Annotated in this window: 19 protein-coding genes and 1 pseudogene; 7 read left to right on the top strand and 13 right to left on the bottom strand. The window is 73.9% G+C overall.

Annotated features, from left to right (window positions below; translation table 11 throughout):
- Nucleotides 1-65: 65 nt before the first annotated feature.
- Nucleotides 66-1,310, top strand: a complete 1,245-nt coding sequence (locus ACGGZK_RS07515) for a TetR/AcrR family transcriptional regulator (protein WP_395245651.1) — start codon at nucleotides 66-68, stop codon at nucleotides 1,308-1,310.
- 24 nt (nucleotides 1,311-1,334) lie between these two features.
- Here ACGGZK_RS07515 and recQ read toward each other — a convergent pair.
- The 5 genes and pseudogenes from recQ to ACGGZK_RS07490 form a co-directional block, all read right to left on the bottom strand.
- Nucleotides 1,335-3,378 (bottom strand): annotated as a pseudogene (gene recQ / locus ACGGZK_RS07510) (DNA helicase RecQ).
- Between the two features lie 22 nt (nucleotides 3,379-3,400).
- On the bottom strand, nucleotides 3,401-4,180 hold the full coding sequence (locus ACGGZK_RS07505) for a copper resistance protein CopC (protein ID WP_395245650.1): 780 nt from the start codon (nucleotides 4,178-4,180) through the stop codon (nucleotides 3,401-3,403).
- A complete protein-coding gene (locus tag ACGGZK_RS07500) occupies nucleotides 4,180-4,911 on the bottom strand; it encodes a YcnI family protein (protein WP_395245649.1) in 732 nt (243 codons plus the stop codon). Before ACGGZK_RS07500 ends, ACGGZK_RS07505 begins: the two co-directional genes overlap by 1 nt.
- Nucleotides 4,912-4,997: 86 nt before the next feature.
- Nucleotides 4,998-5,648 carry a hypothetical protein gene (locus ACGGZK_RS07495; protein WP_395245648.1) on the bottom strand — a complete coding sequence of 217 codons (651 nt, stop codon included), beginning with the start codon at nucleotides 5,646-5,648 and terminating at the stop codon, nucleotides 4,998-5,000.
- 113 nt (nucleotides 5,649-5,761) lie between these two features.
- On the bottom strand, nucleotides 5,762-8,011 hold the full coding sequence (locus ACGGZK_RS07490) for a 5'-nucleotidase C-terminal domain-containing protein (RefSeq protein WP_395245647.1): 2,250 nt from the start codon (nucleotides 8,009-8,011) through the stop codon (nucleotides 5,762-5,764).
- A 229-nt stretch (nucleotides 8,012-8,240) separates the two neighbouring features.
- On the opposite strand from ACGGZK_RS07490, the gene ACGGZK_RS07485 reads away from it, so the two are divergent.
- On the top strand, nucleotides 8,241-9,191 hold the full coding sequence (locus ACGGZK_RS07485; RefSeq protein ID WP_395245646.1) for an EamA family transporter: 951 nt from the start codon (nucleotides 8,241-8,243) through the stop codon (nucleotides 9,189-9,191).
- A gap of 24 nt (nucleotides 9,192-9,215) precedes the next feature.
- On the opposite strand, the gene ACGGZK_RS07480 is transcribed toward ACGGZK_RS07485, so the two are convergent.
- From ACGGZK_RS07480 to ACGGZK_RS07470, 3 genes are all read right to left on the bottom strand, one after another.
- Nucleotides 9,216-11,720: a DEAD/DEAH box helicase gene (locus ACGGZK_RS07480; RefSeq protein WP_395246048.1), complete on the bottom strand. Its 2,505-nt coding sequence runs from the start codon at nucleotides 11,718-11,720 to the stop codon at nucleotides 9,216-9,218.
- A 119-nt stretch (nucleotides 11,721-11,839) separates the two neighbouring features.
- On the bottom strand, nucleotides 11,840-12,262 hold the full coding sequence (locus tag ACGGZK_RS07475; RefSeq protein ID WP_395245645.1) for an LGFP repeat-containing protein: 423 nt from the start codon (nucleotides 12,260-12,262) through the stop codon (nucleotides 11,840-11,842).
- Nucleotides 12,263-12,586: 324 nt separating this feature from the next.
- The gene (locus ACGGZK_RS07470) at nucleotides 12,587-13,186 is read right to left on the bottom strand and encodes a TetR/AcrR family transcriptional regulator (protein ID WP_395245644.1); all 600 of its coding nucleotides are present in this window, start codon (nucleotides 13,184-13,186) and stop codon (nucleotides 12,587-12,589) included.
- Nucleotides 13,187-13,287: 101 nt separating this feature from the next.
- On the opposite strand from ACGGZK_RS07470, the gene ACGGZK_RS07465 reads away from it, so the two are divergent.
- Nucleotides 13,288-13,560: a hypothetical protein gene (locus ACGGZK_RS07465; RefSeq protein ID WP_395245643.1), complete on the top strand. Its 273-nt coding sequence runs from the start codon at nucleotides 13,288-13,290 to the stop codon at nucleotides 13,558-13,560.
- A gap of 27 nt (nucleotides 13,561-13,587) precedes the next feature.
- On the opposite strand, the gene ACGGZK_RS07460 is transcribed toward ACGGZK_RS07465, so the two are convergent.
- Both ACGGZK_RS07460 and ACGGZK_RS07455 read right to left on the bottom strand, forming a co-directional pair.
- Nucleotides 13,588-14,361, bottom strand: coding sequence for a DUF1353 domain-containing protein (locus ACGGZK_RS07460; protein WP_395245642.1), 774 nt, complete (start codon nucleotides 14,359-14,361; stop codon nucleotides 13,588-13,590).
- A gap of 69 nt (nucleotides 14,362-14,430) precedes the next feature.
- Nucleotides 14,431-15,363, bottom strand: coding sequence for an AEC family transporter (locus ACGGZK_RS07455; RefSeq protein ID WP_395245641.1), 933 nt, complete (start codon nucleotides 15,361-15,363; stop codon nucleotides 14,431-14,433).
- Nucleotides 15,364-15,508: 145 nt separating this feature from the next.
- Here ACGGZK_RS07455 and ACGGZK_RS07450 point away from each other — a divergent pair, with 145 nt between their 5' ends.
- The 3 genes from ACGGZK_RS07450 to ACGGZK_RS07440 all read left to right on the top strand — a co-directional run bounded on the left by ACGGZK_RS07450 (nucleotide 15,509) and on the right by ACGGZK_RS07440 (nucleotide 19,494).
- Complete coding sequence (locus ACGGZK_RS07450) at nucleotides 15,509-18,013, top strand: phosphoketolase (RefSeq protein ID WP_395245640.1); 2,505 nt, start codon at nucleotides 15,509-15,511, stop codon at nucleotides 18,011-18,013.
- Nucleotides 18,014-18,274: 261 nt separating this feature from the next.
- On the top strand, nucleotides 18,275-18,745 hold the full coding sequence (locus ACGGZK_RS07445) for a MarR family winged helix-turn-helix transcriptional regulator (RefSeq protein ID WP_395245639.1): 471 nt from the start codon (nucleotides 18,275-18,277) through the stop codon (nucleotides 18,743-18,745).
- Complete coding sequence (locus ACGGZK_RS07440) at nucleotides 18,745-19,494, top strand: NAD(P)H-dependent oxidoreductase (protein ID WP_395245638.1); 750 nt, start codon at nucleotides 18,745-18,747, stop codon at nucleotides 19,492-19,494. Before ACGGZK_RS07445 ends, ACGGZK_RS07440 begins: the two co-directional genes overlap by 1 nt.
- 206 nt (nucleotides 19,495-19,700) lie before the next feature.
- Here the strand turns inward: ACGGZK_RS07440 and ACGGZK_RS07435 are convergent, their stop codons facing one another.
- The 3 genes from ACGGZK_RS07435 to ACGGZK_RS07425 form a co-directional block, all read right to left on the bottom strand.
- Nucleotides 19,701-20,690, bottom strand: a complete 990-nt coding sequence (locus ACGGZK_RS07435) for an aldo/keto reductase (RefSeq protein WP_395245637.1) — start codon at nucleotides 20,688-20,690, stop codon at nucleotides 19,701-19,703.
- 67 nt (nucleotides 20,691-20,757) lie between these two features.
- The gene (locus ACGGZK_RS07430; protein ID WP_395245636.1) at nucleotides 20,758-21,621 is read right to left on the bottom strand and encodes a PhzF family phenazine biosynthesis protein; all 864 of its coding nucleotides are present in this window, start codon (nucleotides 21,619-21,621) and stop codon (nucleotides 20,758-20,760) included.
- A 17-nt stretch (nucleotides 21,622-21,638) separates the two neighbouring features.
- A complete protein-coding gene (locus ACGGZK_RS07425) occupies nucleotides 21,639-22,238 on the bottom strand; it encodes a hypothetical protein (RefSeq protein ID WP_395245635.1) in 600 nt (199 codons plus the stop codon).
- A gap of 338 nt (nucleotides 22,239-22,576) precedes the next feature.
- Between ACGGZK_RS07425 and ACGGZK_RS07420 the strand changes: the two genes are divergently transcribed.
- Nucleotides 22,577-24,589 carry a PhoX family protein gene (locus ACGGZK_RS07420; protein ID WP_395246047.1) on the top strand — a complete coding sequence of 671 codons (2,013 nt, stop codon included), beginning with the start codon at nucleotides 22,577-22,579 and terminating at the stop codon, nucleotides 24,587-24,589.
- The last annotated feature ends 32 nt before the right edge of the window (nucleotides 24,590-24,621 follow it).

Genomic DNA, 24,621 nt, shown 5'->3' with positions numbered 1-24,621 from the left:
CGGAGGGCGAACCCGGTGGTCGAGCTTGTCGAAACCACCGTGCGCCCTACGGAGGAGGAGCCCGCATGCCCGACGCCTCGGTCGCGGCGCCCCGCCGCTACGCCAAGAGCGAGGCGACGCGCGCGCGGATCCTCGACGCCGCGCACGCGCTCTTCGTCGAGCGGGGATTCCGCGCGGTGTCGCTCCGCGACCTCGCCGCAGCCGCCGACCTCAGCCACCCGGGGCTCCTCCGCCACTTCGCGAGCACCGACGCCGTGCTCGACGCGCTCGTCGAGCAGCTCGAGGCACGCACCCAGGAGTGGCTCGGCGAGGCCGGGGTCGCCGTCGTCGCCGAGGTCGCCCCCGGCATCGCCCGCCGCAACCTCGCGACCCCCGGGTACACCGAGCTGTTCACCGCCCTCACCGGCGAGGCGACCACCGACACCCACCCCGCGCACGCCCGCATGCGGCGCCGCTACGAGCAGACCCGGGCCCTGGCCACCACCGACGGCGCGTTCACGACCGACGAGTCGATCCGGCTCACCGCCGTGTGGGACGGCCTGCAGCTGCTCTCGCTCTACGACCCCGACATCGACGTGCCGACCGAGCTCGAGGCGTACCTCGCCTGGGTGCGCGACGGCGTCCCGCCGCAGGCGGCGACGCCCTCGTCGGCGGGTTCGGCCCACGGCACCCCGGAGCACGGCACCCCCGACCCGTCGGCGATCATCGCCGACGCCGCGGCCGCGTCGCCCGGATACGCGCCCGGCCGGCTCCGCCGGCAGCAACTCGTCGCGGAGGCCATGGCCGCGTTCGCGAACCGCGGCTTCCACGCCTCGTCGCTGCGGCAGATCGCCGACTCGGCGGGCATCGCCAAGTCGACGCTGCTGCACCACTTCCCCACCAAGGACGACCTGCTCACCGCCGTGCTCGTCGAGCGCGACCGCCGGATCGTCGAGCGCTCCACGGCCGACGCCGCGGCGCCGGCCGAGCGGAGCCTGCAGGAGCTCCCCCGCCAGGTGCGCCTCGACACGCGCGAGGAGGCGGGCCTCATCGAGGTGTACGCCGTCCTAGTGGCCGAGGCCGCGACGCCGGGGCATCCGGCGCACGCCTACTTCCGCGACCGCTACGTGGCCGTGCGGCGCTACTTCGCCGACCTCATCGCCCAGGCCGCCGCGCACGGCGCCGTCGTCGACGGCGTCGACCCCGACCGTGCGGCGCTGTGGCTCGTCGCCGAGTGGGACGGGCTGCAGTTCCAGTGGCTGTACGCGCCCGACGAGGTCGACCTGGCGGGCAACCTCGAGGCGCACCTCGCGCGGCTGCTCGTCGACTGAGCCGGGGCGACGGGCCCGGCCGGCTCAGGCGTGCTCGGCCACCACGCGCACGAGCGCCTCGCCGTACCGTTCGCGCTTGGTCGCGCCGATGCCCGTGATGCCGTCGAGCTCCGCGACCGAGCCCGGCCGGGCGGTCGCGACTGCCCTGAGCGTGGCGTCGCCGAACACGATGTACGCGGGTACGCCCTGCTCCTTCGCCTCGCCGGCGCGCCAGGCGCGCAGCGACTCGAACAGCTCGGCCTGCGCCGGCTCGAGGTCGGCCGCGTCGGGAGCCGACCGCTTCGCGGCGGCGCGGGCCGGTCGCTCGGCCTCCGTGCGCAGCTGGACGGTACGCGCGCCGGTGAGCACGGCGCCGGATGCCTCGGTCAGCCCGAGCACGCCGTACTCGCCCTTCGCCTGCAGCAGGCCCTGGGCGAGGAGCTGTCGCACGACCCCGCGCCACTGCTGCTCGCTCAGGTCGGCGCCGATGCCCCAGGTCGCGAGCGAGTCGTGGCCGTACTGCTCGAACGCGCGGGGTGCGCTTGCCGCGCAGGATGTCGATGAGGTGCCCCGAGCCGTACGACTGCCGCCGCTCCCGCTCGAGCCGAACGATCGTCGAGAGCAGCTTCTGGGCCGGGACCGTGCCGTCCCACGACGCGGGCGGTTCGAGGCAGGTGTCGCAGTTGCCGCAGGCGCCGCTCGGCTCGCCGAAGTAGCCGAGGAGGTTCTGCCGGCGGCACTGCACCGTCTCGCAGAGGGCGAGCATCGCGTCGAGGTGCTGCGCCATGCGGCGGCGGTGCGCCAGGTCGCCGGGCGAACGGTCGATGAGCTGCCGCTGCTGCACCACGTCCTGCAGGCCGTAGGCGAGCCATGCGGTCGACGGCAGGCCGTCGCGGCCCGCGCGCCCCGTCTCCTGGTAGTACCCCTCGACCGACTTCGGCAGGTCGACGTGCGCGACGAACCGCACGTCGGGCTTGTCGATGCCCATGCCGAACGCGATGGTCGCGACGACGACCACGCCGTCCTCGCGGAGGAAGCGCTCCTGCGTGCGGCGGCGCACGTCGGCGTCGAGGCCCGCGTGGTACGGCAACGCGTCGACGCCGTTCTGCGCGAGGAACGCGGCGACCTTCTCGGTCGTGGCGCGTGACAGGCCGTAGACGATGCCCGCGGCCGGGCGGCCCGCCTCGTCGACGCCCTCGGTGCGGATGAACTGCAGCAGCTGCCGGCGCACGTCGACCTTCGGCGCGATGCGGTACTGGATGTTCGGCCGGTCGAAGCTCGACACGAAGTGCCGAGCGTCCTGCAGCGACAGGCGCTCGGTGATCTCGCGGTGGGTGGCCTCGGTCGCGGTCGCAGTGAGGGCGATGCGGGGCACGTCGGGCCAGCGGTCGGCGAGCTCCGACAGGGCGAGGTAGTCGGGCCGGAAGTCGTGGCCCCACTGCGCGACGCAGTGCGCCTCGTCGATGGCGAACAGCGCGACCGTGCCGCGCTCGAGCAGGCGCCGCGTGGGCTCGGTGTTCAGCCGCTCGGGGGCGACGTACAGCAGGTCGAGCTCGCCCGCGAGGTACGCCCGTTCGACCTGGTCGCGCTCGGCCGGCGACTGGCTCGAGTTCAGGTACCCGGCCCGCACGCCGTTGCGCACGAGCGCGTCGACCTGGTCGTGCATGAGCGCGATGAGCGGGGAGATCACCACGCCGGTGCCCTCCCGGAGGAGCGCGGGCACCTGGTAGCAGAGGCTCTTGCCGCCGCCGGTGGGCATCAGCACGACGGCGTCGCCGCCCCCGGCGACCTGGTCGATGATCTCGGCCTGGTCGCCGCGGAAGGCGTCGTACCCGAACACCGCGTGCAGCGCCTCGGCGGCGGTCGCGAAGCGTGCGGGGGCCGCCCGGGGCGCGGGCGGCGCGGCCGTTGCCGGGCGCGCGGCGGGCGCGGACAGCCCGGCGCCGACGGATGCGGCGGGCGGACCGGATGCGACGGCCCAGGCGGGTTCGCCCGGGTCGGACGGGGGCGCCCAGCCCTCGTCGTCGGGCGGGACGAGGTCGTCGGGATCCCACGGGATGTCGTCGGGTTCCCACCCCTGCTCGCTCACGCTCCGGTCCACCCGCACGACCCTACCGGCCGCCGCCGACCCCGGGATCGGATCCGCCGGAACCGTCGCCGGAAGCGGACGGGCGGTCGTCGTCCACAGGCGTTCCGGGAGCGGTCGCGCGCCCGTCGCCCCGGTCGCCGGTGCCATCCTCGCCGTCGCCGGCCTCGCCGTCGCCGTCGCCGTCACCGCCCTCCTCGTCGCCCCGCCGCGCGAGCAGCCAGGTCACGACGCCGGCCGCGAGCACCAGCACCGCAGCGGCGCCGATCCACAGCACGTCGACGGGGAACGCGTCGGCCGGGGCATCCGCGCCGCTGTCCGACCCGCCCGACCCGTCGCCGGAGTCGCCGGCATCGCCGGCATCGGCCGACGCACCCGTGGCGAGGTCGGCGCAGGCCGGCTCGGCGGTGCCCTCGGCGAGCTCCTGCCCCTCGGCCGGCGCCCACGCGAAGGCGAACTCGCCCGAGATCGGGTGCCCGTCGGCGGAGACGACCCGCCACTCGACCGTGTACTCGCCCGCTTCCCCGAGCGCCATCGGCGCCCAGGCGACCGTCGTGTCGACGCTCGCGCAGTCGGTGGCGTAGTGCCGGCCGTCGGGGCCGATCACGTCGATCGAGTTGCCGCCGCCGATCTCGATGAGCACGTCGCTCGTCGTGACCGACACCTCGCCCGGCTGCTCGGTGACGGTCGCGTCCGCGGCCGGCGACGTCCCCACGATCGAGTTGTGGGCCGACGCCGGGCCGGCCGGCGCGACCGCGAGGAACGCGGCCGCGACGACCAGCACCGGCACGCCGAGACGGCGCATCAGGACTGCTTCCGCGCCGTGCGCGCGGTGATGGCCAGCACGAGCCCGATCACGCCGACGACGAGGCCGCCGACGCCGAGCACCCGGGCCAGGGTGTCGGTCGTGGCATCCGTCGACGCGGCCGCCTCGGCGTGCGCGTCGTCGTGGGCGTCGGACACCGGCTCGGCCGTCGCGTCGCCGCCGTGGCCGTGCGCGTCGCCGGTCGCCTCGGCGACGACGACCGCGGGCGCCGGGTGCTCGGGCTCGGTGCCGTCGGCCGGCGTCTCCTCGTTCCAGTCCGTCTCGCCCTCGGCACAGGTCTGGAGCACGGGGAAGAGCAGGGTCTCGCCCGCGGCATCCTCGGGCAGCAGCACCTGGATGTCGAAGGTGTCGCGGTAGCCGTCGGCCAGCGGGGTCGCGGCGGTGTAGACCACCTGGCCGACGCGCTCGGTGAGGGTCTCGCCGTGGGCGCCCTCGGTCGCCTCGGGCAGGGCCTCCATGACCTTCTCGACGGTGTACCCCGACTTCACGGTCGGCGTCACCGAGAGGATGCCCTCCGGGATGTCGACGGCGATCGAGGTCGTGGGCGAGCCGTCGCAGCCGTGGCCGACGGCGAAGGTCAGGACGGTGTAGCTGCCGGCCGCGGCCTCGTCGGGCGTGACCGAGACGTGCGCCTGGGCGGCGAGCGGGGCGGCGATGGCGAGCAGGGCTCCGGCTCCGAGGCCGGCGAAGGTGAGTCGTGCGATGCGCATGTGCGTGTGGGTGCTTTCGTGGTCGTTGGCGCGCGCGACGGCGCGCGGAAGGGGTCCGGTGCGGACGGATGCTCGGATCGGTCGCGTCAGGACGCGGCCGGCACCGCCGCGGGAGGGCCCCGGTACCACTGGGCGGCGACGTCGTGGGCGGCGCGCAGGGCGCGCACGCGGCGGACGGCGCGGAGGCGCACGCGCGACGGCATGCGCGCGAGCGGGATGCGGAGGGTGACGAGGCGGGCGACGGCCACCCGGACGACCCGGGCGAGCGCGTCGAACGCACGATCCGCCACGGCGAGCGCGGCGACGGTCAGCGCTGCGGCGACGAGGTGGCTCACCGGCATGAGGGCGTGCCCGTGGTCGACCGCCGGTGCCGCGTCGGCGATCAGCGACCAGGACGCGCTCGCGTCGTGCGAGCCGTGCCCCGCGCCGCCGGAGCCCACGGCGGATGCCCCGCCGGAGGCGGTGCCGGCCGCGGCGCCGCCGAGGCCCACCGCGTAGAGCAGGTGCAGGGCCGCCTGGGTGGCGACCGCCGACGCCGAGGTGGCGACGAGCCGGGCGCGCCCGGCGACCGGGCCGGCGAGCAGCATCGCGAGCGGTGTCGCGAAGGCGAGCGCGAGGACGATCGCGAGCGGGCCGGGGGCGTGCCCGCCGCCGACGGTGTGCGCCAGCGCGGCCGTGAACGCCGCGAACGCGGCGACGGCGGCGCCGCGCGCTACGCGTGCCCGGCGAGTCCTCACCGGACCAGCGTACCTGCGGGTCGAGCGTGCATCCGGCATGGTCGAGGGAGCGCGCGGGAACGCGGAATGGGCCGCCCCGGAGGGACGGCCCATTCGTCATGCGATGCGCGTCGCTACTTCAGCACGACGACCGGCGTCGCGAACGACGTGTCGTCCTCGTAGCCCGCGCCGCCGGTGAAGACCGCCCGCAGCACGTGGGTGCCCTTGGCCAGCTTGCCGAGGTCGACGCGGAAGGTGCCGTTCGCGCCGACCGTCGTCGTCGCGATGACCGTGCCCTTGTCGGTCACCTGGACGGTGCCCACCGGGACGGTGCGGTCCTTCGCGACCACGATGCCCGAGTAGCTCACCGACGTGCTGCTCGTGGTGATGAGTCGGTTCGGCACGCCGATGACGGTGGTGCCGACCGGCTCGGGGTTCAGCACGACCGTCTGGGTCGCCACGGTGCCGGTGCTCGGCACGCTCACCACCAGGTCCTGCGGGCCGTACAGGCGCTTCGGGACCTCCGCCGTGATCGTCGCACGGCCGAACTCGTCGGTCAGCTGGACCAGCGCGGTGTCGATGGCGCTGCGACCGAGCTCCACGCCGCCGAGCGTCACCACGACCTCGCCGCCGGTGCCGCCGTTCGAGAAGTCGAGCGACGAGAGCGCGACGGTGAGCGGGTCGCCCGCGTCGTAGCCGTCGGCGTCGGCTGCGGACAGGTGGATGCCGACCGAGCGCTGCACGCGATCGGGCGTGGCGGTCCCGAACTCCGTGAACCACTCGACCATCGACGACAGGTCGATGACGCCGCTGTCGGCGCGGTTCGCGCCCTTGCCGAGGGTGAAGAAGTTGTCTCCACCGGCGGCGAGGAAGGAGTTCGCGACGATCGTGTACTGGCGGGCGGGGTCGAGCGGCTCGCCGTGCAGCGTGACGCCCGTGATGTGCGAGCCCGCCGGCGCGGCCGGGTCGAACGTGTACTCGAGGCCCTGGTTCACGCCCAGCTTGAGGAACGGACGGCTCGCGCCGGCCGGCTGCCACTGCTCCTCGAGCACCTGCTTGACCTGGGCACCCGTGAGGGTCTCCGTGAACAGCGAGTTCGCGAACGGCTGCACGTTCGCCGCCTCGCGATAGGTCACCTCGCCGGCGTCGATGTTGGCGCGGAGGCCGCCCGGGTTCATGAACGCGATGTCGATCTGCTTGTCCTGGCTCGCCTTCCAGTACTGCACGTCGGCGACGAAGTTGCCGAGCGTCGACTCGGCGCCGCGCAGCTCGACCGGCGCCTTGGTCGGGTCGGGCTGCTGCGTGACCGGGTCGACTGCGTACTGCAGGCCGCGGGTGAGCGCGGCGGCAGCGGTGCCGAGCGGCTGTGCGCCGAGCACCTCCGCCTGCGCGAGGTACGGCGCGAGCAGGTCGGTGACGCCCTGGTCGGGTGCCGCGTAGTACGTGTACTGCACCGGGTTCGTGTTGGGGATCGGCGTGGAGGCGTCCACCGTGACGTTCTTCATCGACACGATCGAGTCGGTGTCCCGGTCGAAGGTGATCGTCATGTTGCCGAACTTCTCGCCGTACTGGCCGCTCGAGATCACCGGACGCCCGTTGATCACGTGGTTGTAGGCGAGGTGCGTGTGGCCCGACACGATCGCGTCGACGTCGCCGTCGACGCCGTTGACGATGCGCCCGAACGCCGAGTTCGGGTCGGTCGCGGAGGCCAGCGCGGTCGTCGCGGCGCCCTCGTGCACGAGGAGCACGACGATGTCGGCGCCGTCGGCCGTCAGCCGGTCGGCGGCGGCGTTCACCGAGGCGACGATGTTGCGCACCTCGAGGTCGGCGATGCCGGCCGGGCTGACGAGCGAGGGGAGTTCCTCGGTCACGGCCCCGACGAAGCCGACCTTCACGCCGTCGACGTCCTTCGTCCACGACTCGGCGAGCGCGGTGTCGTCGGTGCCCTTCTTGAAGACGTTCGCGGCGATGTACTCCCAGTCGGCGAGGTCCTGGACCCGGCCCTCGAGGTCGGCCCAGCCCTGGTCGAACTCGTGATTCCCGGCCGCGCTCACCTCGAGCCCGGCCGCGTTCAGGGCCTCGATGGTCGGTTCGTCGTCGAGGATGAACGACTCGAACGTGGACGCGCCGATGAGGTCGCCGGCCGCGGCGAAGATCGTGTTGGCGTTCTGGGCGCGGATGTCCTTCACGGCCGTCGCGAGGCGGGCGGCGCCGGCGGCCGCGCCGTCCTGCTTGATGCGCCCGTGGAAGTCGTTGACGGTGACGAGGTTGATGGTGACCTCGTCGGCGGCGAACGCCGGGGCCGACCCCAGCAGGCTGGCTGCGACCACGGCCGAGGTGGCGAGCGCCACCCCGGAGAGTCGTCGTGCGGTGCGACGGTGCATGTCTCTCCTCCGGAACACCCCGCGTGACGCGCGAGCACGGCGGTCCGGGAGCACCGCATTGCGGGGGCACTCGCATGCTACGAATCGCCCTCGCCCGATGGAAGGGGTCCGGCCGAGCCGTAACCTGCGCTTAAGTTGTCCGCGGGAAAACCTGCTCATATGAGCAGGCGAGGTGCCGACGACGTCCCGCGATCGGGGGCCACCGGCGGGCCGCCACTAGGCTGGCGCGATGCTCACCGCCGTCCTCTCGCTCACCGGGGCGCTCGTGTACGGCGCCGCCGACTTCCTCGGCGGGCTCGCGGCGAAGCGGATCAGCGCGATCCTCGCCACGGCGCTGGGCGCGGCATCCGGCCTGGCGATGCTCCTCGTCGTGCTGCCGTTCCTCGGCGGGGCCTGGACCGCGGGCGACCTCGCGTGGGGCGCCGCGGCCGGCGTGGCGGGCACCATCGCGATCGGCCTGCTGTACGCGTGCCTCGCGATCGGGCCGATGAGCATCCTGTCGCCGCTCACCGCGGTGGTCTCGGCGATCACACCGATGGCGTGGGGCCTCGTCGTCGGCGGCGAGCGCTTCGGGCCGCTCGGCGCGTGGGCGCTCGCGCTCGCCCTCGTCGCGGTCGTGCTCGTCGGATTCGTGCCGGAGCGCGGCGCGGTGCGCCCCAGCGCGCGGGGCCTGCTCATGGCGGTCGGGTCGGGCGCGGGCATCGGCGCGTACTACATCCTCATCGCGCAGACGGCGGAGGCCTCCGGCCTCGTGCCGCTGGCCGCCACGCGCGGCGTGACGATGGTGCTCGGGTTCGCGACGGCGGGCGTGCTCGCGCTCGTCGCAGCGCGCCGGGCGGTACGGACGATCGCAGGACGGCCGGATGCCTCGGGCGGGTCGGATGCCCCGGGCGCGACGGATGCCTCGGACGCGGATGCCGTCGCCGCGGCCCGCGCGACGCGGGCGAGCGGCATCCGGCTCGCGCTCTGGTGCGGCGTCGTCGACGTGACGGCGAACGCGCTGCTGCTGCTCGGCATCCGCGCGGGCGACCTGTCGGTCGCGGCGGTGCTCGGGGCGCTGTACCCGGCGGGCACGATCCTGCTGGCGGCGGTCGTGCTGCGCGAGCGGATCGCGCCGGTGCAGTGGGCCGGGCTCGCGCTCGCGCTCGCCGCCGCGGGCATGCTCGCCGCCGGTGGTTGAGCCCGTCGAAACCACCCCCGCGGGTTAGAGCCGCACGACCTCGGTGACGCGCACGACCGCGGCGCCGGCCTCGGCCGACTCGGCGAGGTCGACGACGGCGCGGATCCGCCAGTCGTGGTCGCCCGCGGGGTCGTCGATGGTCTGCTCGACGCGCCAGACGCCGCCGCGCGACGGCGAGGCATCCGCTTCGTCGATCGCGACCAGCCGCGGCGAGCGGGCCGCGGGGCCGATGCCGATGTCGTCGTGCTCGCCGTAGTAGGCGTCGAGCACGCCCGGCCAGTCGGCGTCGGGGTCGAGCGCCGCGAGCTCCTCGTCGCGCTCGAGGGCCGCCAGCTGCACCCGGCGGAACAGCTCGTTGCGCACGAGCACCGTGAACGCGCGCCGGTTCGTCACGACCGACGGCGGGGCCGGCGGCACGACCGGGGCGTCGTCCTCGGGCAGGTGGGCGTTCGGGTCGACGAGCTCGGCCCACTCGTCGACGAGGCTGGAGTCGACCTGGCGCACCAGCTCCCCCAGCCACTCGACGATGTCGCGGAGCTCCTCGTCCTTCGCGTCCTCCGGCACGGTCTGCCGGATCGCGCGGAACGCGTCGGACAGGTACCGCAGCACGAGGCCCTCGCTGCGCTGCAGCTGGTAGAACGACACGTACTCGGTGAACGACATCGACCGCTCGAACAGGTCGCGCACCACGGCCTTCGGGCTGAGCTCGAAGTCGCGCACCCAGGGCTGGCTGGAGGCGAACACCTCGAACGCGTGGGCCAGCAGCTCGTCGAGCGGCCTCGGCCAGGTGACCTCCTCGAGGAGGGCCATCCGCTCCTCGTACTCGAGCCCCTCGCGCTTCATCGCGGCGACCGCCTCGCCGCGGGCCCGGTACTCCTGCTGCGAGAGGATCGGGCGCGGATCGTCGAGGGTGGACTCGATGATCGAGACGACGTCGAGCGCGTAGTGGCCGGTGCCCTGCTCGCTGGCGGTCGTGGAGCCCTCCGTCGGCGGCTCGAGCAGCTCGATGGCGGCGAGCGCGAACGGCGACAGCGGCTGGTTGAGGGCGAAGTTCGGCTGCAGGTCGACCGTGAGCGCGACGTGGGCGAGGGCATCGCCCGGCTCCGCCGGCGACAGCACGACGACGCCCGCGTCGCGCAGGGTGCGCAGGATCTCGAGCGCGCGGCGGGCGAGCGCGAAGCGCCGGGCGCGCGGCTCGTGGTTGTCGAAGACGATCGAGCGGATGCCCCCGACGACGTCGCCGCCGCGACCGATGACGTTGATGAGCATCGCCGCGGTGAGCTTCATCTGGGGCACGAGCGGCTCGGGCGGCGCGGCGATGAGCCGGTCGAACGAGCCCTCGCCCCAGGTGACGAAGCCCGCGGCCGGCTTCTTGCGCACGACCTTCTTCAGCTTCTTCGGGTCGTCGCCGGCCTTGCGGATCGCCTGCTCGTTCTCGATCTCGTGGTCGGGCGCGAGCACGACGACGTTGCCGGCCGTGTCGTAGCCGGCGCGGCCGGCGCGGCCGGCGATCTGGTGGAACTCGCGGGCGGTGACCTGGCGCATCCGCTGCCCGTCGTACTTCGAGAGCGCGGTGAGGAGCACGGTGCGGATGGGCACGTTGATGCCGACGCCGAGCGTGTCGGTGCCGCAGATGACGCGGAGCAGTCCGCGCTGCGCGAGCGTCTCGACGAGGCGCCGGTAGCGGGGCAGCATGCCGGCGTGGTGCACGCCGATGCCGGCGCGCACCAGGCGCGACAGGGTCTGCCCGAACCCGGTGGTGAAGCGGAACCCGCCGATGGCCGCGGCGATCTCGTCACGCTGCTCGCGCGTGGCGACCCGCACGCTCGACAGCGCCTGCGCGCGTTCCATCGCGGCCGCCTGCGAGAAGTGCACGATGTAGATCGGCGCCTCGCGGGTCTCGAGGAGTTGCTCGACGGTCTCCTGCACGGGCGTCTTCACGTACGAGAAGTGCAGCGGCACGGGCCGCTCGACCCCGGTGACCTGCGCGGTCTCGCGGCCGGTGCGGCGGGTGAGGTCGTCGGCGATCGCGGTGACGTCGCCGAGCGTGGCCGACATGAGCACGAACTGCACGTGCGGCAGCGTGATGAGCGGCACCTGCCAGGCCCACCCGCGGTCGGGCTCGCCGTAATAGTGGAACTCGTCCATGACGACCTGGTCGACCGCGGCATCCTCGCCCTGCCGGAGCGCGAGGTTCGCGAGGATCTCGGCGGTGCAGCAGATGATGGGGGCGTCGGGGTTGACCGAGCTGTCGCCGGTGACCATGCCGACGTTCGCGGCGCCGAAGATCTCGACGAGTTGGAAGAACTTCTCGCTGACCAGCGCCTTGATCGGCGCCGTGTAGACCGAGCGGCCGCCCTGGGCGACGGCGGCGGCGTGCGCGGCGACCGCGACGAGCGACTTGCCGGTGCCGGTCGGCGTGGAGAGGATGACGTTCGCGCCGGAGACGATCTCGATGATCGCCTCGTCCTGCGCAGGGTAGAGCGACAGCCCGCGGCCTTCGGCCCATTCGACGAACGCGTCGTACATCGCGTCGGCGTCGTACGGACTCGGGGCGAGGTCGAGGAGCGGCGCGGTCACCCGTCCGAGTCTGCCGCATGGGCGGGCGGATGCCGCATCCGGATGCTGTGCGGGCCGGCCGCGGCCGTTCAGCCGAAGCTGACGATCGGCCCCGTCGCCGGCGCCCAGTCGACCCGGCCACCCTCGAACCCGCCGTGCCAGGTGCCCGTCTCGCCGTCGTACCGGAGGTCGCCGACGGGCGCGCCCAGCTTCGAGGTCTCGGCGCCGAGCAGCTCCCACACGTCGCGGATCATGCCGTGCAGCACGGCGGCGCCGTGGCGACGGGTCCAGACGATGACGCCGTGCTCGTACTCGCGCCGGTAGCCCTCCGAGCCGCGGAGCGCGGCGTGCGGGGCGAGTGCGGCGCCGAGCGGGCGGTACTGCGCGCGCTTCGCGGCGATCTCGGGGACGGCGCTGGTGAGCTCGGGATCGGCGCCGTAGCGGATCGCGTCGCGGAACTCCGCCCAGCTCACGGAGCGGGGTGGGCGGTCGAGGGTGTCGGGACGGTGCATGGGGTGGTCTCCTGTCTGGGGGCGGCGCCGTTCGCCGGCGCGACGGAACAGGACGCTACGGAGCGGGTGGGCCTGCGGCATCGGTGGCCTCCCTGATCCGACGCGGGGGTGCCCCGGAGGATCGGGGCCGAGCATTGGGGCGAGAACGGGGGAGCCGGCCTCCGCCGATGAGTTCGGATCACGGCGGGGCCGGCTCGCGATCGGTCCTCGCGTCAGTTCCCCCTGCAGCGGTCGGACCGATCGCTGTCAGGCTACGGGCCGGGTGGGGCCAGGGGGATCAGGGATAGCCCTGACCCTCCGGATCGGCCGTCGGCCGTCGGCTGCTCAGCCCGCGTCGGCGGTGAGCTCGGCGGCCATGGCGCGCATCGTGTCGACGACGGCGCGGCGACGGCGCCCGGCGGCGCGACCGTCGGGCCCGTCGCCGCCCGCGATGTACGCGTCGAGCTGCTGCAGCACGGGCCAGCCGTCGATGAGGGTGACCAGGGTGAGCAGGAGCTCGGCCGCGTCGGCGCGGTCGGCGCCGGGCAGCATGGCGGCGAAGCCGTCGACCTTGCCGTCGTGGTACGCCGCGCGCTCGGGATCGCGATCCGGCTCGGCGCCGAGCTCGAGTCCCTCCCAGAAGACCAGGCGGGCGATGCGGGGATTCGCGAGGTGGTGGTCGAAGAGCCGTCCGGCGTAGTCGGCGACGGCCTCCGGCCCGGTGCCGGTCATTGGCACCTCCTCGCGCGCGGCGGCGAGTTCGCCGGCGAGGGCGGCGCGGAACAGGTCGTCCTTCTTGCCGAAGTACTGGTAGATGCGCTCCTTGTTGACGCCGGCGGCGGCGGCGATGCGGTCGACTCGCGCCCCGGCGAGGCCCCACCTGCTGAACTCGTCGATCGCGGCGTCGAGCAGCAGTCGCTTGGTTCGGTCGGTGTCCCAGGCCATGGGTCGATGGTACCGCCGATTCCAACCAGATGGTTGCGAACCGCGCGATGGCATGGTTCAATCACAACCAACCAGTTGGTTGCTTTCAGATCGGAGTCGTCATGCCCACCACCGCCAGCACGCCCGTCGTCCCGTCGGCGCCCTCCGCACCCGCCCCGCCCTCGATCCACGTCCGCGCCCTGCTCACGTGGCTCGCGATCTTCCCACTCGTCGCCGTCGGGCTCGCGCTCGTCGGCCCGGTGTCCGCCACGTGGCATCCGGTGCTGCGCGCGTTCGTGCTCACGATCGTGATCGTGCCGACCGCGGTCTACCTGGTCATGCCCCGCCTGCTGCAGGCGTACGCGGCCCTGCAGCGTCGACGCGCCCGCCGGTGAGCGGCCGCCGCCGGTGCGGGGTCGCGCTCAGTCGCGTCCCCGCGCCGGGTCCCCGAGCCCGCCCCCTGCCGGCGGCACCGCCGTCGGCCGCACCACCCCGCCGGGGTCTCCCCCGGTGACGAGCTCGACGAGCGCCTCGATCGCCCGGAACGGCAGCAGCGCGACGAGCTGCAGGCCGACGAGCGGGCCCAGCAGGCCGCTGCCATAGGCGAGCACGAGTTGCAGCGGCGCCAGCCGGCCCCACCACAGCGCGCCGACGGCCGGCGCGAGCAGGAGCAGCAGCCACGCGGGCTGCCACCACACGAACACCAGGGCGGCGATCACCGCCAGCGCGCCGAGCACCGCCTGCACGACGAAGACCCCGCCGAGCGCCCCGTTGAACGTGCGCTCGCGATCGGCCGACACCCACCCCCACATGAGCCACGCGCGCAGCAGCGGCACGCGCTGCTCGCGGAGCGCGGTGCGGAACACCCGGTCGTCCTCGCGCCGCTGCACCAGCGCGGCTCGGCGGTCGGTACGGGCGAGCTCGTCGGCGACGAGCGACCGGTGGTCGTGCAGCAGCGCCGGCGCCGACTGCCGGCCGTAGCTCGCGATGAACCCCCACAGCGCCGACGGCACCGACGCGAGGTCGGTCGCGACGACGGCGGATGCCTCGCCCGCACCGGGCACCGGGTACCGCGCGCCCGTCACCGGGTCGACGTAGGCGAATCCCTCGACGAGGTCGAACCGGTACCCGTCGGCCGGTCGCTGGGCCAGGCGCACCGCGTCGAGCGGTGCCCCGTCGTGTCGCTCGAACGGCATCGGCGCTCCTTCCGACGCCATCCTGCCGGGCGCCGCCGACGCCGGGCGGCGACCCGCCGGTCGGTCGCCTCAGGTTCCGAGCAGCAGCGCCACCCCGACGAGCACGGGCACCGACCCGACCGTCGTCACGAGCACCGTGTCGCGCGCGACGATCTCGGCCGTCGAGTACCGCTGCGCGAACACGAACACGTTCTGCGCGGTCGGCAGCGCGGCGAGCACGGTGACCGCGTACACCTCGAAGTCCGACAGCCCGAATGCGAACCTCGCGAGCGCCCACGCGAGCAGCGGCATGGCGACGAGCTTCAGCAGGGAGCCGAGCAGCACGTCGCGCCGGCCGGCGCCGGCGGCGAGCACGCGCTGCCCGTGCAGCGACATGCCGTAGGCGATGAGCATGAGCGGCACCGTCGCATGGCCGATGAACGAGATCGGCTCGAGCACGACGGCGGGCAGCTCGATCCCCGAGACGGCCACGCCGACGCCGAGCAGGGACCCGATGATGATCGGGTTGCCGAGGGTGCCGCGCACGATCGCGGCGACCGAGGTGCGGCCCTCGACGGTCGCCCCGAGCACGGCGAGCGCGACCGGGGCGAACAGCACGAGCTGCAGCAGCACGACCGGCGCCGAGTACGCCGCGTCGCCGAGCATGTACAGCGCGATCGGGATGCCGAAGTTGTTGCCGTTCACGTACCCCGCGCCGAGCGACCCGATCACGGTCTGCGGCACCGACCGCCGGAACAGCAGCAGCGACACCGCCGCCGAGATCGCCATCATCGTCACCGCGGCGATCGCCGACACCGGCAGGAGCGACGAGAACAGCGCGCCGACGTCGGCCGTCGCGAGCACCGAGAAGAGCAGGAACGGCGCCAGCACGCTGAAGTTCAGCCGGGCGAGCACGGGCCGGGCCTCCGGCCCGACGACGCCGGTGCGCGCCGCGATCCAGCCGACGAGGATCGCCAGGCCGATGACCGCGAACCCGGTCACGATGCCGATCACGCGCACCACCCCGCCTTCGTGGCGGGCGGCTGAACACGGGGCATCGCTTCGAGCCTACTGCTGCGCCGCGGGCACGGCCCGGCCTAGGCTCGGTGGGAGCGGGGGGCCGCTCCGCCGGCGCATCCGGCACCGGTGGCATCGAACGGGGGTTCCGATGGGCGACACGGGCACGACGACGACCGGGCGGCATGCCGGCGAGGCATCCGCCGGACCGGCATCGGGCAGCGAGGCATCCGTCGACGGCGCGACCGTCGACCTCGAGACCGTCGACGCGTGGTGGCGCGCCGCGAACTACCTGAGCGTCGGGCAGATCTACCTGCTCGACAACGCCCGGCTCGAGCGCCCGCTCACCCGCGACGACATCAAGCCGCGCCTGCTCGGCCACTGGGGCACGTCGCCCGCGCTGAACCTCGTCTACGCGCACCTCAACCGGGTCATCGCCCGGCGCGGCACCCCGACCATCTACATCTGCGGTCCCGGCCACGGCGGCCCCGCGATGGTCGCGAACACCTGGCTCGAGGGCACGTACAGCGAGCTGTTCCCCGAGGTGACGGCCGACGGCCCGGGCATGCAGCGGCTGTTCCGGCAGTTCTCATTCCCCGGCGGCATCCCGTCGCACGCGGCGCCCGAGACGCCCGGCTCCATCAACGAGGGCGGCGAGCTCGGCTACTCGCTCATGCACGCGTACGGCGCGGCCCTCGACAACCCCGACCTGGTCGTCGCGTGCGTCATCGGCGACGGCGAGGCCGAGACCGGGCCGCTCGCGGCGAGCTGGCGCGCGCACGCGTTCCTCTCCCCCGTCACCGACGGCGCGGTGCTGCCGATCCTGAACCTCAACGGGTACAAGATCGCGAACCCGACGCTGCTCGCGCGCATCCCCGAGGAGGAGCTCGCGGCGTTCTTCGTCGGGCACGGCTACGCGCCGATCTTCGTCACGGGCGGCTTCGACGGCGAGGACCCGATGCTCGTCCACGCGCGCATGGCCGACGCGCTCGACGCCGCGTACGACGCGATCCGCGACATCCGGCAGGCCGCGCGGTCGGCCGCGTCGGGGTCGGATGCCACGGGCGCATCGGATGCCCCGGGCGATTCGGATGCCCCGCGCCCACGCTGGCCGCTCATCGTGCTGCGCACCCCGAAGGGCTGGACCGGCCCGAAGGAGGTCGACGGCGTCCCCGTCGAGGGCACGTTCCGCGCCCACCAGGTGCCGCTCGACGGCGTGCGCGACAACCCGGCGCACCTCGCCCTGCTCGAGGAGTGGCTGCGCAGCTACGGCGCCGAGGAGCTGTTCGACGCCGACGGCCGCCCGGCCGCCGCCCTCGCGCCGCTCGTGCCCGACGGCGACCTCCGCATGAGCGCGAGCCCGCACGCGAACGGCGGCGTGCTGCGCCGGCCGCTCGACCTGCCGCCGATCGAGGCGCACGCGATCGAGATCCCCGAGAGCCGGTGGGTCGAGGGCGAGTCCACGCGCGTGCTCGGGCGTTGGCTGCGCGACGTGATGGCGGGGCATCCGACGTCGTTCCGCCTCTTCGGGCCCGACGAGGTCGCCTCGAACCGCCTCGACGCCGTGTTCGAGGTGACCGAGCGCGCCTGGGCGGAGGAGCTCGTCGCCGGCGACGTGCACCTCGCCCGCGAGGGCCGCGTGATCGAGGCGCTCAGCGAGCACCTCATGCAGGGCCTGCTCGAGGGCTACCTGCTCACCGGGCGGCACGGGCTGCTCACCAGCTACGAGGCGTTCATCCACATCGTCGACTCGATGTTCAACCAGCACGCGAAGTGGCTGCAGGCCTCCGACGACATCCCGTGGCGCGCGTCGATCTCGTCGCTCACGTACCTGCTGTCGAGCCACGTGTGGCGGCAGGACCACAACGGCTTCTCCCACCAGGACCCCGGGTTCCTCAACATCGTCGTGAACAAGAAGGCCGAGGTCGTGCGCGTCTACCTCCCGGCCGACGCGAACTGCCTGCTCGTGACCATGGAGCACTGCTTCCAGACGGTCGACCACGTGAACGTCGTCGTCGCCGGCAAGCAGCCGCAGCCGCAGTGGCTGACCATCGAGGAGGCCCGCCGACACGGCGAGGCGGGCGTCTCGATCTGGGACTGGGCGGGCAGCGAGGACGACCCGGGGCTCGAGCCCGACGTCGTGCTCGCCAGCGCCGGCGACGTGCCCACGCTCGAGGCGATCGCCGCGGCGCAGCTGCTCCGCGAGCGCATCCCCGGCCTGCGGCTGCGGTTCGTGAACGTGGTCGACCTGATGCGGCTCCAGGACTCGAAGGAGCATCCGCACGGCCTCGAGCACCCGGCGTTCGACCGCATCTTCACCGTCGACCGGCCCGTCGTGTTCGCGTTCCACGGGTACCCCACGCTGATCCACCAGCTCACGTACCGGCGCACGAACCACGGCAACATCCACGTGCGCGGGTTCAAGGAGAACGGCACGACGACCACGCCGTTCGACATGGTGCACCTCAACGACCTCGACCGGTACCGGCTCGCGCTCGACGTGCTCGAGCGGGTGCCCGGGCTGAAGGACGGGCCGGAGGCGGCCGCCATCGCGGAGGACTGGCACGCCGCCCGTGCCGAGGCCCGGGCCTACGCGTACGCGCACGGCGAGGACCCGGAGTGGATCACCGGGTGGGAGTTCGAGCGGCGGCGGTGAGCCCGCGCGCCCGCACCCGCAGCCGCAGCCGCACCCGCACCCGCACCCGCACCCGCACCCGCACCCGCTGAGGAGAAATCAGCCGCGCGCCGGCGTGTCGCTTGCCGACGCGCCGGCGGCGGTCCGATTCCTCCTCATCCGGGATGGGAACGGATGGCTCATCCGCGATGGGAACGGATGGCTCGAGCCGGGGCCGGACCGGCCGCAGCCAATTTGGTCAACTGGTTGACAATCAGATCGTCAACCAGTTGACTGTCTCCCGTGACCGATCTGCACCACGACCCCGCGAACTCGCCGCTCGGCGACCGCGTCACCGTGACCCTGCACCTGCTCGTCGACCGGCTCGACGCCTTCGCCGACCAGCACCTGCGGAGCCGCTTCGGCATGACCTACAGCCAGTTCATGGTGCTCGCGGTGCTCGCGGGCATCCAGCGGCCGGGGCATCCCGACCTCACCGAGCTGGCCGAGTGCCTGCACATCACGAAGGCCGCCGTCAGCAAGCGGCTGCCCAGCTTCGTCGCCGCCGGGTGGGTGCGCACCATGCCCGACCCCGCCGACGCCCGCCGGCTCGTCGTCGCGCTCACCGACGACGGCCTCGACCTCGTCGTGCGCGCGACCGCCGATCTCGACGAGAGCTTCACCGACCTCTTCGACGACGCCGAGTTCGACCTCGGCGCCCTGCACCGCGACCTCGGAACGCTCCTCGCGCTCCTCGACCAGAAAGGCACGTGATGCGTCGCATCCTCCTCGTCATCGGCACGCCGCTCGCCGACTCCTACGTCCACGCCCTCGGCACCGCCTACGCCGAGGCCGCCCGCTCCGCGGGCGCCGAGGTGCGCGTCGCCGACCTCGCGACGATCCGCTTCCCGCACGACCCGGCCGACCGCGACGACCTGCGCGTCCCGCGCGACGGCACGCGCGACCACCTCGACCCGGTGATCCGCGACCTGCAGGACGACGTCGCCTGGGCCGACCACCTGGTGTTCGCCTACCCGCAGTGGTGGGGCACGTACCCGGCGGCGCTGTCGGCCTACATCGATCGGGTCTACACGTCGGGGTTCGCGTTCCGCTACGGGCGCGGGCACGTCTCCGACCCGCTGCTCGCCGGCCGCACCGCGCGACTCGTCATGACGATGGACTCGCCCGGCTTCTGGAACCGGCTCGTCTACCGCAACGCCAGCGAGACGTCGCTCGCCCGGGCCGTGCTGCGCTACTGCGGCGTGCAGGTGCGCGGCATCACGCGCCTGCCCGCGGTGCGGTTCTCCACCCCCGAACGGCGCGACGCGTGGATCGCGCAGGTCGCCCGGTGCGGCGCCGCAGACGCGGTCGCCGCCGCGCCCCGGACGGCGCGGGTCGAGCCGCTCGGGCCGGCGGAGGCATCCGTGCCGTCCGGATCGGTCGAGGCATCCGCCACGCCCGGGGCATCCGTCACACCCGAGGCATCCGTCACACCCGAGGCATCCGCCGCCATCCGCGGATGAGGAGGAATCCGGCGGCCGTCGGCGCGTCGCGCCGCGGCACGCCGGGGCGTCCCCCGCTTCTCCTCATCCGCGGGAGCGATCGACACGCGAGCAGAGGGCCGGCCGGGGCGGCCCGGGCGACCGGGCCAGACCGGGCAAGCCGGGCCCGTTGAGGCGGCCGGGCCAGCCCGGGTACCCGGGCGCCCGACCCGCCCCACACCGCGCCGCTACCAGCGCGGGTGGATCGCCGCCCGCAGCTCGCGGTCGTACAACTCGCGCACGCCCTCGTCGAGCGAAGCGGGCAGGGCGAGCGACCCGGCGGCGGCGTTCGCTCGGGCCTGCTCGGGCGACCGGGCGCCCGGGATGACCGTGCTCACGCCCGGCAGCCCCGCGATCCACGCCAGCGCGACCTGCGCCGTCGTCGCGTGCACCGCCGCGGCGCGGGCCAGCTCGGCGAACTCGCCGGCCGCGCGCACGCCCGTCGCGTAGTCGACGCCCGAGAAGGTCTCGCCGACGTCGAACGACTCCCCGTGCCGGTTGTAGGTGCGGTGGTCGTTCGCGGCGAACGTGGTGTCGAGCGTGTAGCGGCCCGACAGCAGGCCCGAGGCGAGCGGGACGCGCGCGATGATGCCGACGCCGGCGGCCTCGGCCGCGGGCAGCACCTCGTCGAGCGGCTTCAGCCGGAACGCGTTGAGGATGATCTGCACCGTCGCGACGTTCGGCCGCGCGATCGCGGTGAGCGCCTCCTCGACGGTCTCGACGCTGACGCCGTAGTTCGCGATCGCGCCCTCGGCGACCAGGGTGTCGAGGTCGTCGAACACGCGGTCGGTCGAGTAGACGACGGTCGGCGGGCAGTGCAGCTGCACGAGGTCGAGCGTGTCGACGCCGAGGTTGGCGCGCGAGCGGTCGGTCCAGGCGCGGAAGTTCGCCATCGAGTAGTTCTCGGGCTCCTGCGGGAGGCGGCGCCCGAGCTTCGTCGCCACGGTCACGCCCGAGTCCGGGTGCTCGCGCAGCCAGCGGCCGATCAGCGCCTCGCTGCGCCCGTCGCCGTACACGTCGGCGGTGTCGAAGACCGTGACGCCGGCGTCGTACGCCGCGTCGAGCACGGCGAGGGCGTCGGCCTCGTCGACCTCGCCCCAGTCGGCGCCGAGCTGCCAGGTGCCGAGGCCGATCACGGAGACGGTGCGGCCGGTACGGCCGAGAACGCGGGTCTGCATGCGATCCACGCTACCCCTGCGTGCTCCGGCCCACGGCGGGTCGGAAGGCGCCGACGGATGCCCCGTCTCAGCCGATCGGCACCGCTCGGCCGGTCACGACGACCCCGCCGGCGGCGGGCACGTCCACGACGAGCTCGCCCGGACGGCCGACGTGCCGGCCCTGCGCGATCACGACCCGGGCGGGCGGGTCCACCAGGCCCAGCGCCCGCAGGTACCCGCCGAAGGCGGCCGCCGCCGACCCGGTCGCCGGGTCCTCGGTGATGCGGCCGACGGGGAAGACGTTGCGCGCCTCGTACCGGCCGCCGGCATCGTCGGCGTCCACCTTCCGGAACACGGCGATCGTCGCCGGCCAGCCCCGCTCGTCCATCAGCGCCCGAGCCTCGGCCGGGTCGAACGTGAAGCCGTCGAACGCGGCCGCATCGCGCAGCACCAGCACGGGGTGCGGGCTGCCGGCTGCCGCGAGCCGCGGCGGATGCGCCTCGTCGAGGTCGTCGAGGCCGAGCCCGAGGAGCGCGAGCACCCGATCGAGGTCGGCGTCGGGCAGCGGCACCACGACCGGCTCGACGCTCGTGAAGGCGGCGCTCGCGCCGGAGGCATCCGCCGTGGTGCCGATCGACACCTCGCCGACGGGGGTGCGGAAGCGGATCGTGCCCGGCCCGTCGCGCTCGGCGAGCGCGACCGCGGTCGCGATGGTCGCGTGGCCGCAGAACGGCACCTCGGCGATGGGCGAGAAGTAGCGGATGACCCGGGCGCCGTCGGGGTCGACGCCGACGAGGAACGCGGTCTCGGCGTAGTCCACCTCGGTCGCGATGGCCTGCATGGCGGCGTCGTCGAGCCCGGTCGCGTCGAGCACGACGCCGGCGGGGTTGCCACCGGCGGGGTCGGCCGTGAAGGCGGCGTAGCGGAGGACGGCGGGATCGGTCGAGGCCATCCCCCGATCGTCGCAGGTCAGTGGCCGGCGGGCGAGTAGCGGGTCGCCGACCAGCACTCGGCGACGGCGCTCGTGCTCGTGTCGCGGTAGCCGGCGTCGCGCATGACGCGCCGCACGACCGCGTCACCCGGGGCGAGGCAGTCGCGGCCCTTGCCGTGGATGACCCACACCGGCGACGTGACGCCGGTCTCCTGGAGCCAGTCGGGCAGGCCCGCGAGGTCGTCCTCGTCGGGGACGACGGCGACCACCACGTCGGCCTCCCACGGCGGGAGCCGCGGCGAGTCGACGAGGGCCTCCTCGAGCACGTCGACGGGCAGGTCGCCGCGGACGGCGACCGAGACCTCCGACCCGACGCCGAGCTTCTCGTCGAGCGGGCGCGGCGGCGCGGCGAGCGCGGCCGCCCAGTCGGACGCCGCCCGGCCGAGCTGGAACCGGTAGCGTCCCGACGCGGCATCCAGCTCCACGACGCCGTCGTGCTCGCCGACCCGCTGGAACTCGTTCCGCGGGACCACCGCCCGCCGGTCGCCGCGCACCGTCAGCGCATCCCACTCCAGCCGCAGGACCACGGCAGCCCGGTCACCCGCATCGAGCCAGTAGGCCCTCGACTCACGCCCCATCGCTTCCCCCTCCGACATGATCCACCGGCCCCGGCGGTGATGCAATGGCGAATCGGAACCATGCGTCCCTTCCTGTCACGCGACGAAAGACAGGGTCGCGTCACGGAAGGTTCACCCGGCAGTCATCCGGGATTCGCCCGTGGCCCTCGGACGCGGGCCACGCTGGGCACCGAGCCGCGCGGGCGCGACCCGACCCCGCCGGCCCCGACCGCCCGAGACCACCGGAGGACTCCCCGATGACGACGATCGACCACCCCGCGGCCGCCCGCCCCGCAGCGCCGGCGCCCGCCGCTCCCGCGCTCGCCCCGAGCCGCCGCGCCCTGATCCCGCTCCTGCCGATGCAGGGCCACACGACCGGCAAGCGCAGCGCCGTCACCTGCCACCTGAAGTGCGCCGACGCGTGCTTCCACCCCGTCCCGAACCAGTCCGACAACGCCTACTTCCGCGACGTCGTCTCCGCGAGCATGTCGCGCCGCACCCTCCTCGCGGGCGCGGCCGTCGGCGCCGCCGCCGTGGTCATCGGCACGTCGGTCGCCGGCGACGCGCCGTCGGCGTACGCCGCCCAGCCCTCGAAGCTGCCGTTCACCCCGATCGCCCCGCAGCCCGCCGTCACCGACGCGTTCGTCGTGCCCGACGGCTACACGTGGTCGCCGATCATCCGCTGGGGCGACCCGCTGTTCTCGAAGAAGGACGCGTTCGACCCGTCGAAGCAGACCGCCGAGCTCCAGGCCCGCCAGTTCGGGTACAACAACGACTACCTCGACATCATCGAGGGGCCGCTCGGCTACACGGCGGTGCTCGTCGCCAACCAGGAGTACACGAACGAGAACATCATGTTCCCGCCGGCCGCCGACGAGGCGACCCTGAACGAGCAGCGCCGCATCGGCATGGCCGCCCACGGCATGGCCGTCGTGCAGCTCTACCGCACCGGCCGCAAGAAGCCGTGGAAGTACCTCGTCGGCGCCCCGCTGAACCGCCGCGTGACCGCGAGCACCGAGTTCCGGTTCGACGGCCCCGCCGCCGGCTCCGACCTGCTGAAGACGACCGCCGACCCGACCGGCACGAAGGCGCTCGGCACCCTCGGCAACTGCGCCGGCGGCACGACGCCCTGGGGCACGGTGCTCTCGGGCGAGGAGAACTTCAACGGGTACTTCCGCACCGCCGGCACGAGCACGGCCGACCTCCGGTACGGCCTCGCCGACAAGGCGACGGCGCGCGGCTGGGAGGCCGTCGACCCCCGCTTCGACGCCCGCAACCCGGGCTACGAGCACGAGCCGAACCGCTTCGGCTGGATCGTCGAGATCGACCCGCTCGCCCCGAACGAGCCGCCGGTGAAGCACACCGCGCTGGGCCGATTCAAGCACGAGGGCGCGAACGTCATCGTCGGCAAGTCGGGCCACGTCGCCGCGTACATGGGCGACGACGAGCGCTTCGACTACCTCTACAAGTTCGTGTCGAAGGACCGGTACCGCAACGGCATCGCGCACCGCTCAGCGAACAAGAAGCTGCTCTCTGCCGGCTCGCTCTACGTCGCGCGCTTCACGGGCGACTCGCCGGCGGCCGAGATCACCGGCACGGGCGCGCTGCCGAGCGACGGGCAGTTCGACGGAACGGGCGAGTGGGTCGCGCTGGTGATCGACGGCGTGAGCCAGGTCCCCGGCTTCACGACCGAGGAGGTGCTGGTCAACACCCGCCTCGCCGCCGACGCGGTCGGCGCGACGAAGATGGACCGCTGCGAGGACGTCGAGCCGAACCCGCGCACCGGACGCGTGTACATCGCCTGCACGAACAACACCGACCGCGGCAAGCCCGGCAAGGAGGGCGCGACCGAGGTGAACCCGCGGTCGAACAACCGCGACGGCCACGTGATCGAGATCACCGAGGCCGGCGACGACGCCCGCGCGACGACGTTCGGCTGGAGCATCCTGCTCGTCTGCGGCGACCCGGCGACGAACCCGTCGACGTACTTCGCCGGCTTCCCGGCCGACAAGGTGTCGCCGATCTCGTGCCCCGACAACGTCGCGTTCGACTCCGAGGGCAACCTCTGGATCTCGACCGACGGCGCGCCCTCGACGATCGGCCTCTGCGACGGCCTGTTCAAGGTGCCGCTCGAGGGCCCCGAGCGCGGGCACGTGCAGCAGTTCCTGTCGGTGCCGCGCGAGTCGGAGACCTGCGGGCCCGTGATCCGCGACGAGGACCGCATGGTGTACGTCGCCGTGCAGCACCCGGGCGAGAACGGCACGTGGGCGGCGCAGACCTCGTTCTTCCCCGACTACGTCGCGCCGGGCTCGCTGGCCGGCGGCGCGTGGGGCGGCCCGCGGCCGAGCGTCGTGCAGGTCTGGAAGAAGTAGTCGCACCCCGGCGGTCGACCGCCGGTGGTTGA

It is taken from the genome of Agromyces sp. MMS24-K17 (genome assembly GCF_043950245.1).
GTDB lineage: Bacteria > Actinomycetota > Actinomycetes > Actinomycetales > Microbacteriaceae > Agromyces.
This window is presented reverse-complemented; position numbering and strand designations above follow the sequence as displayed.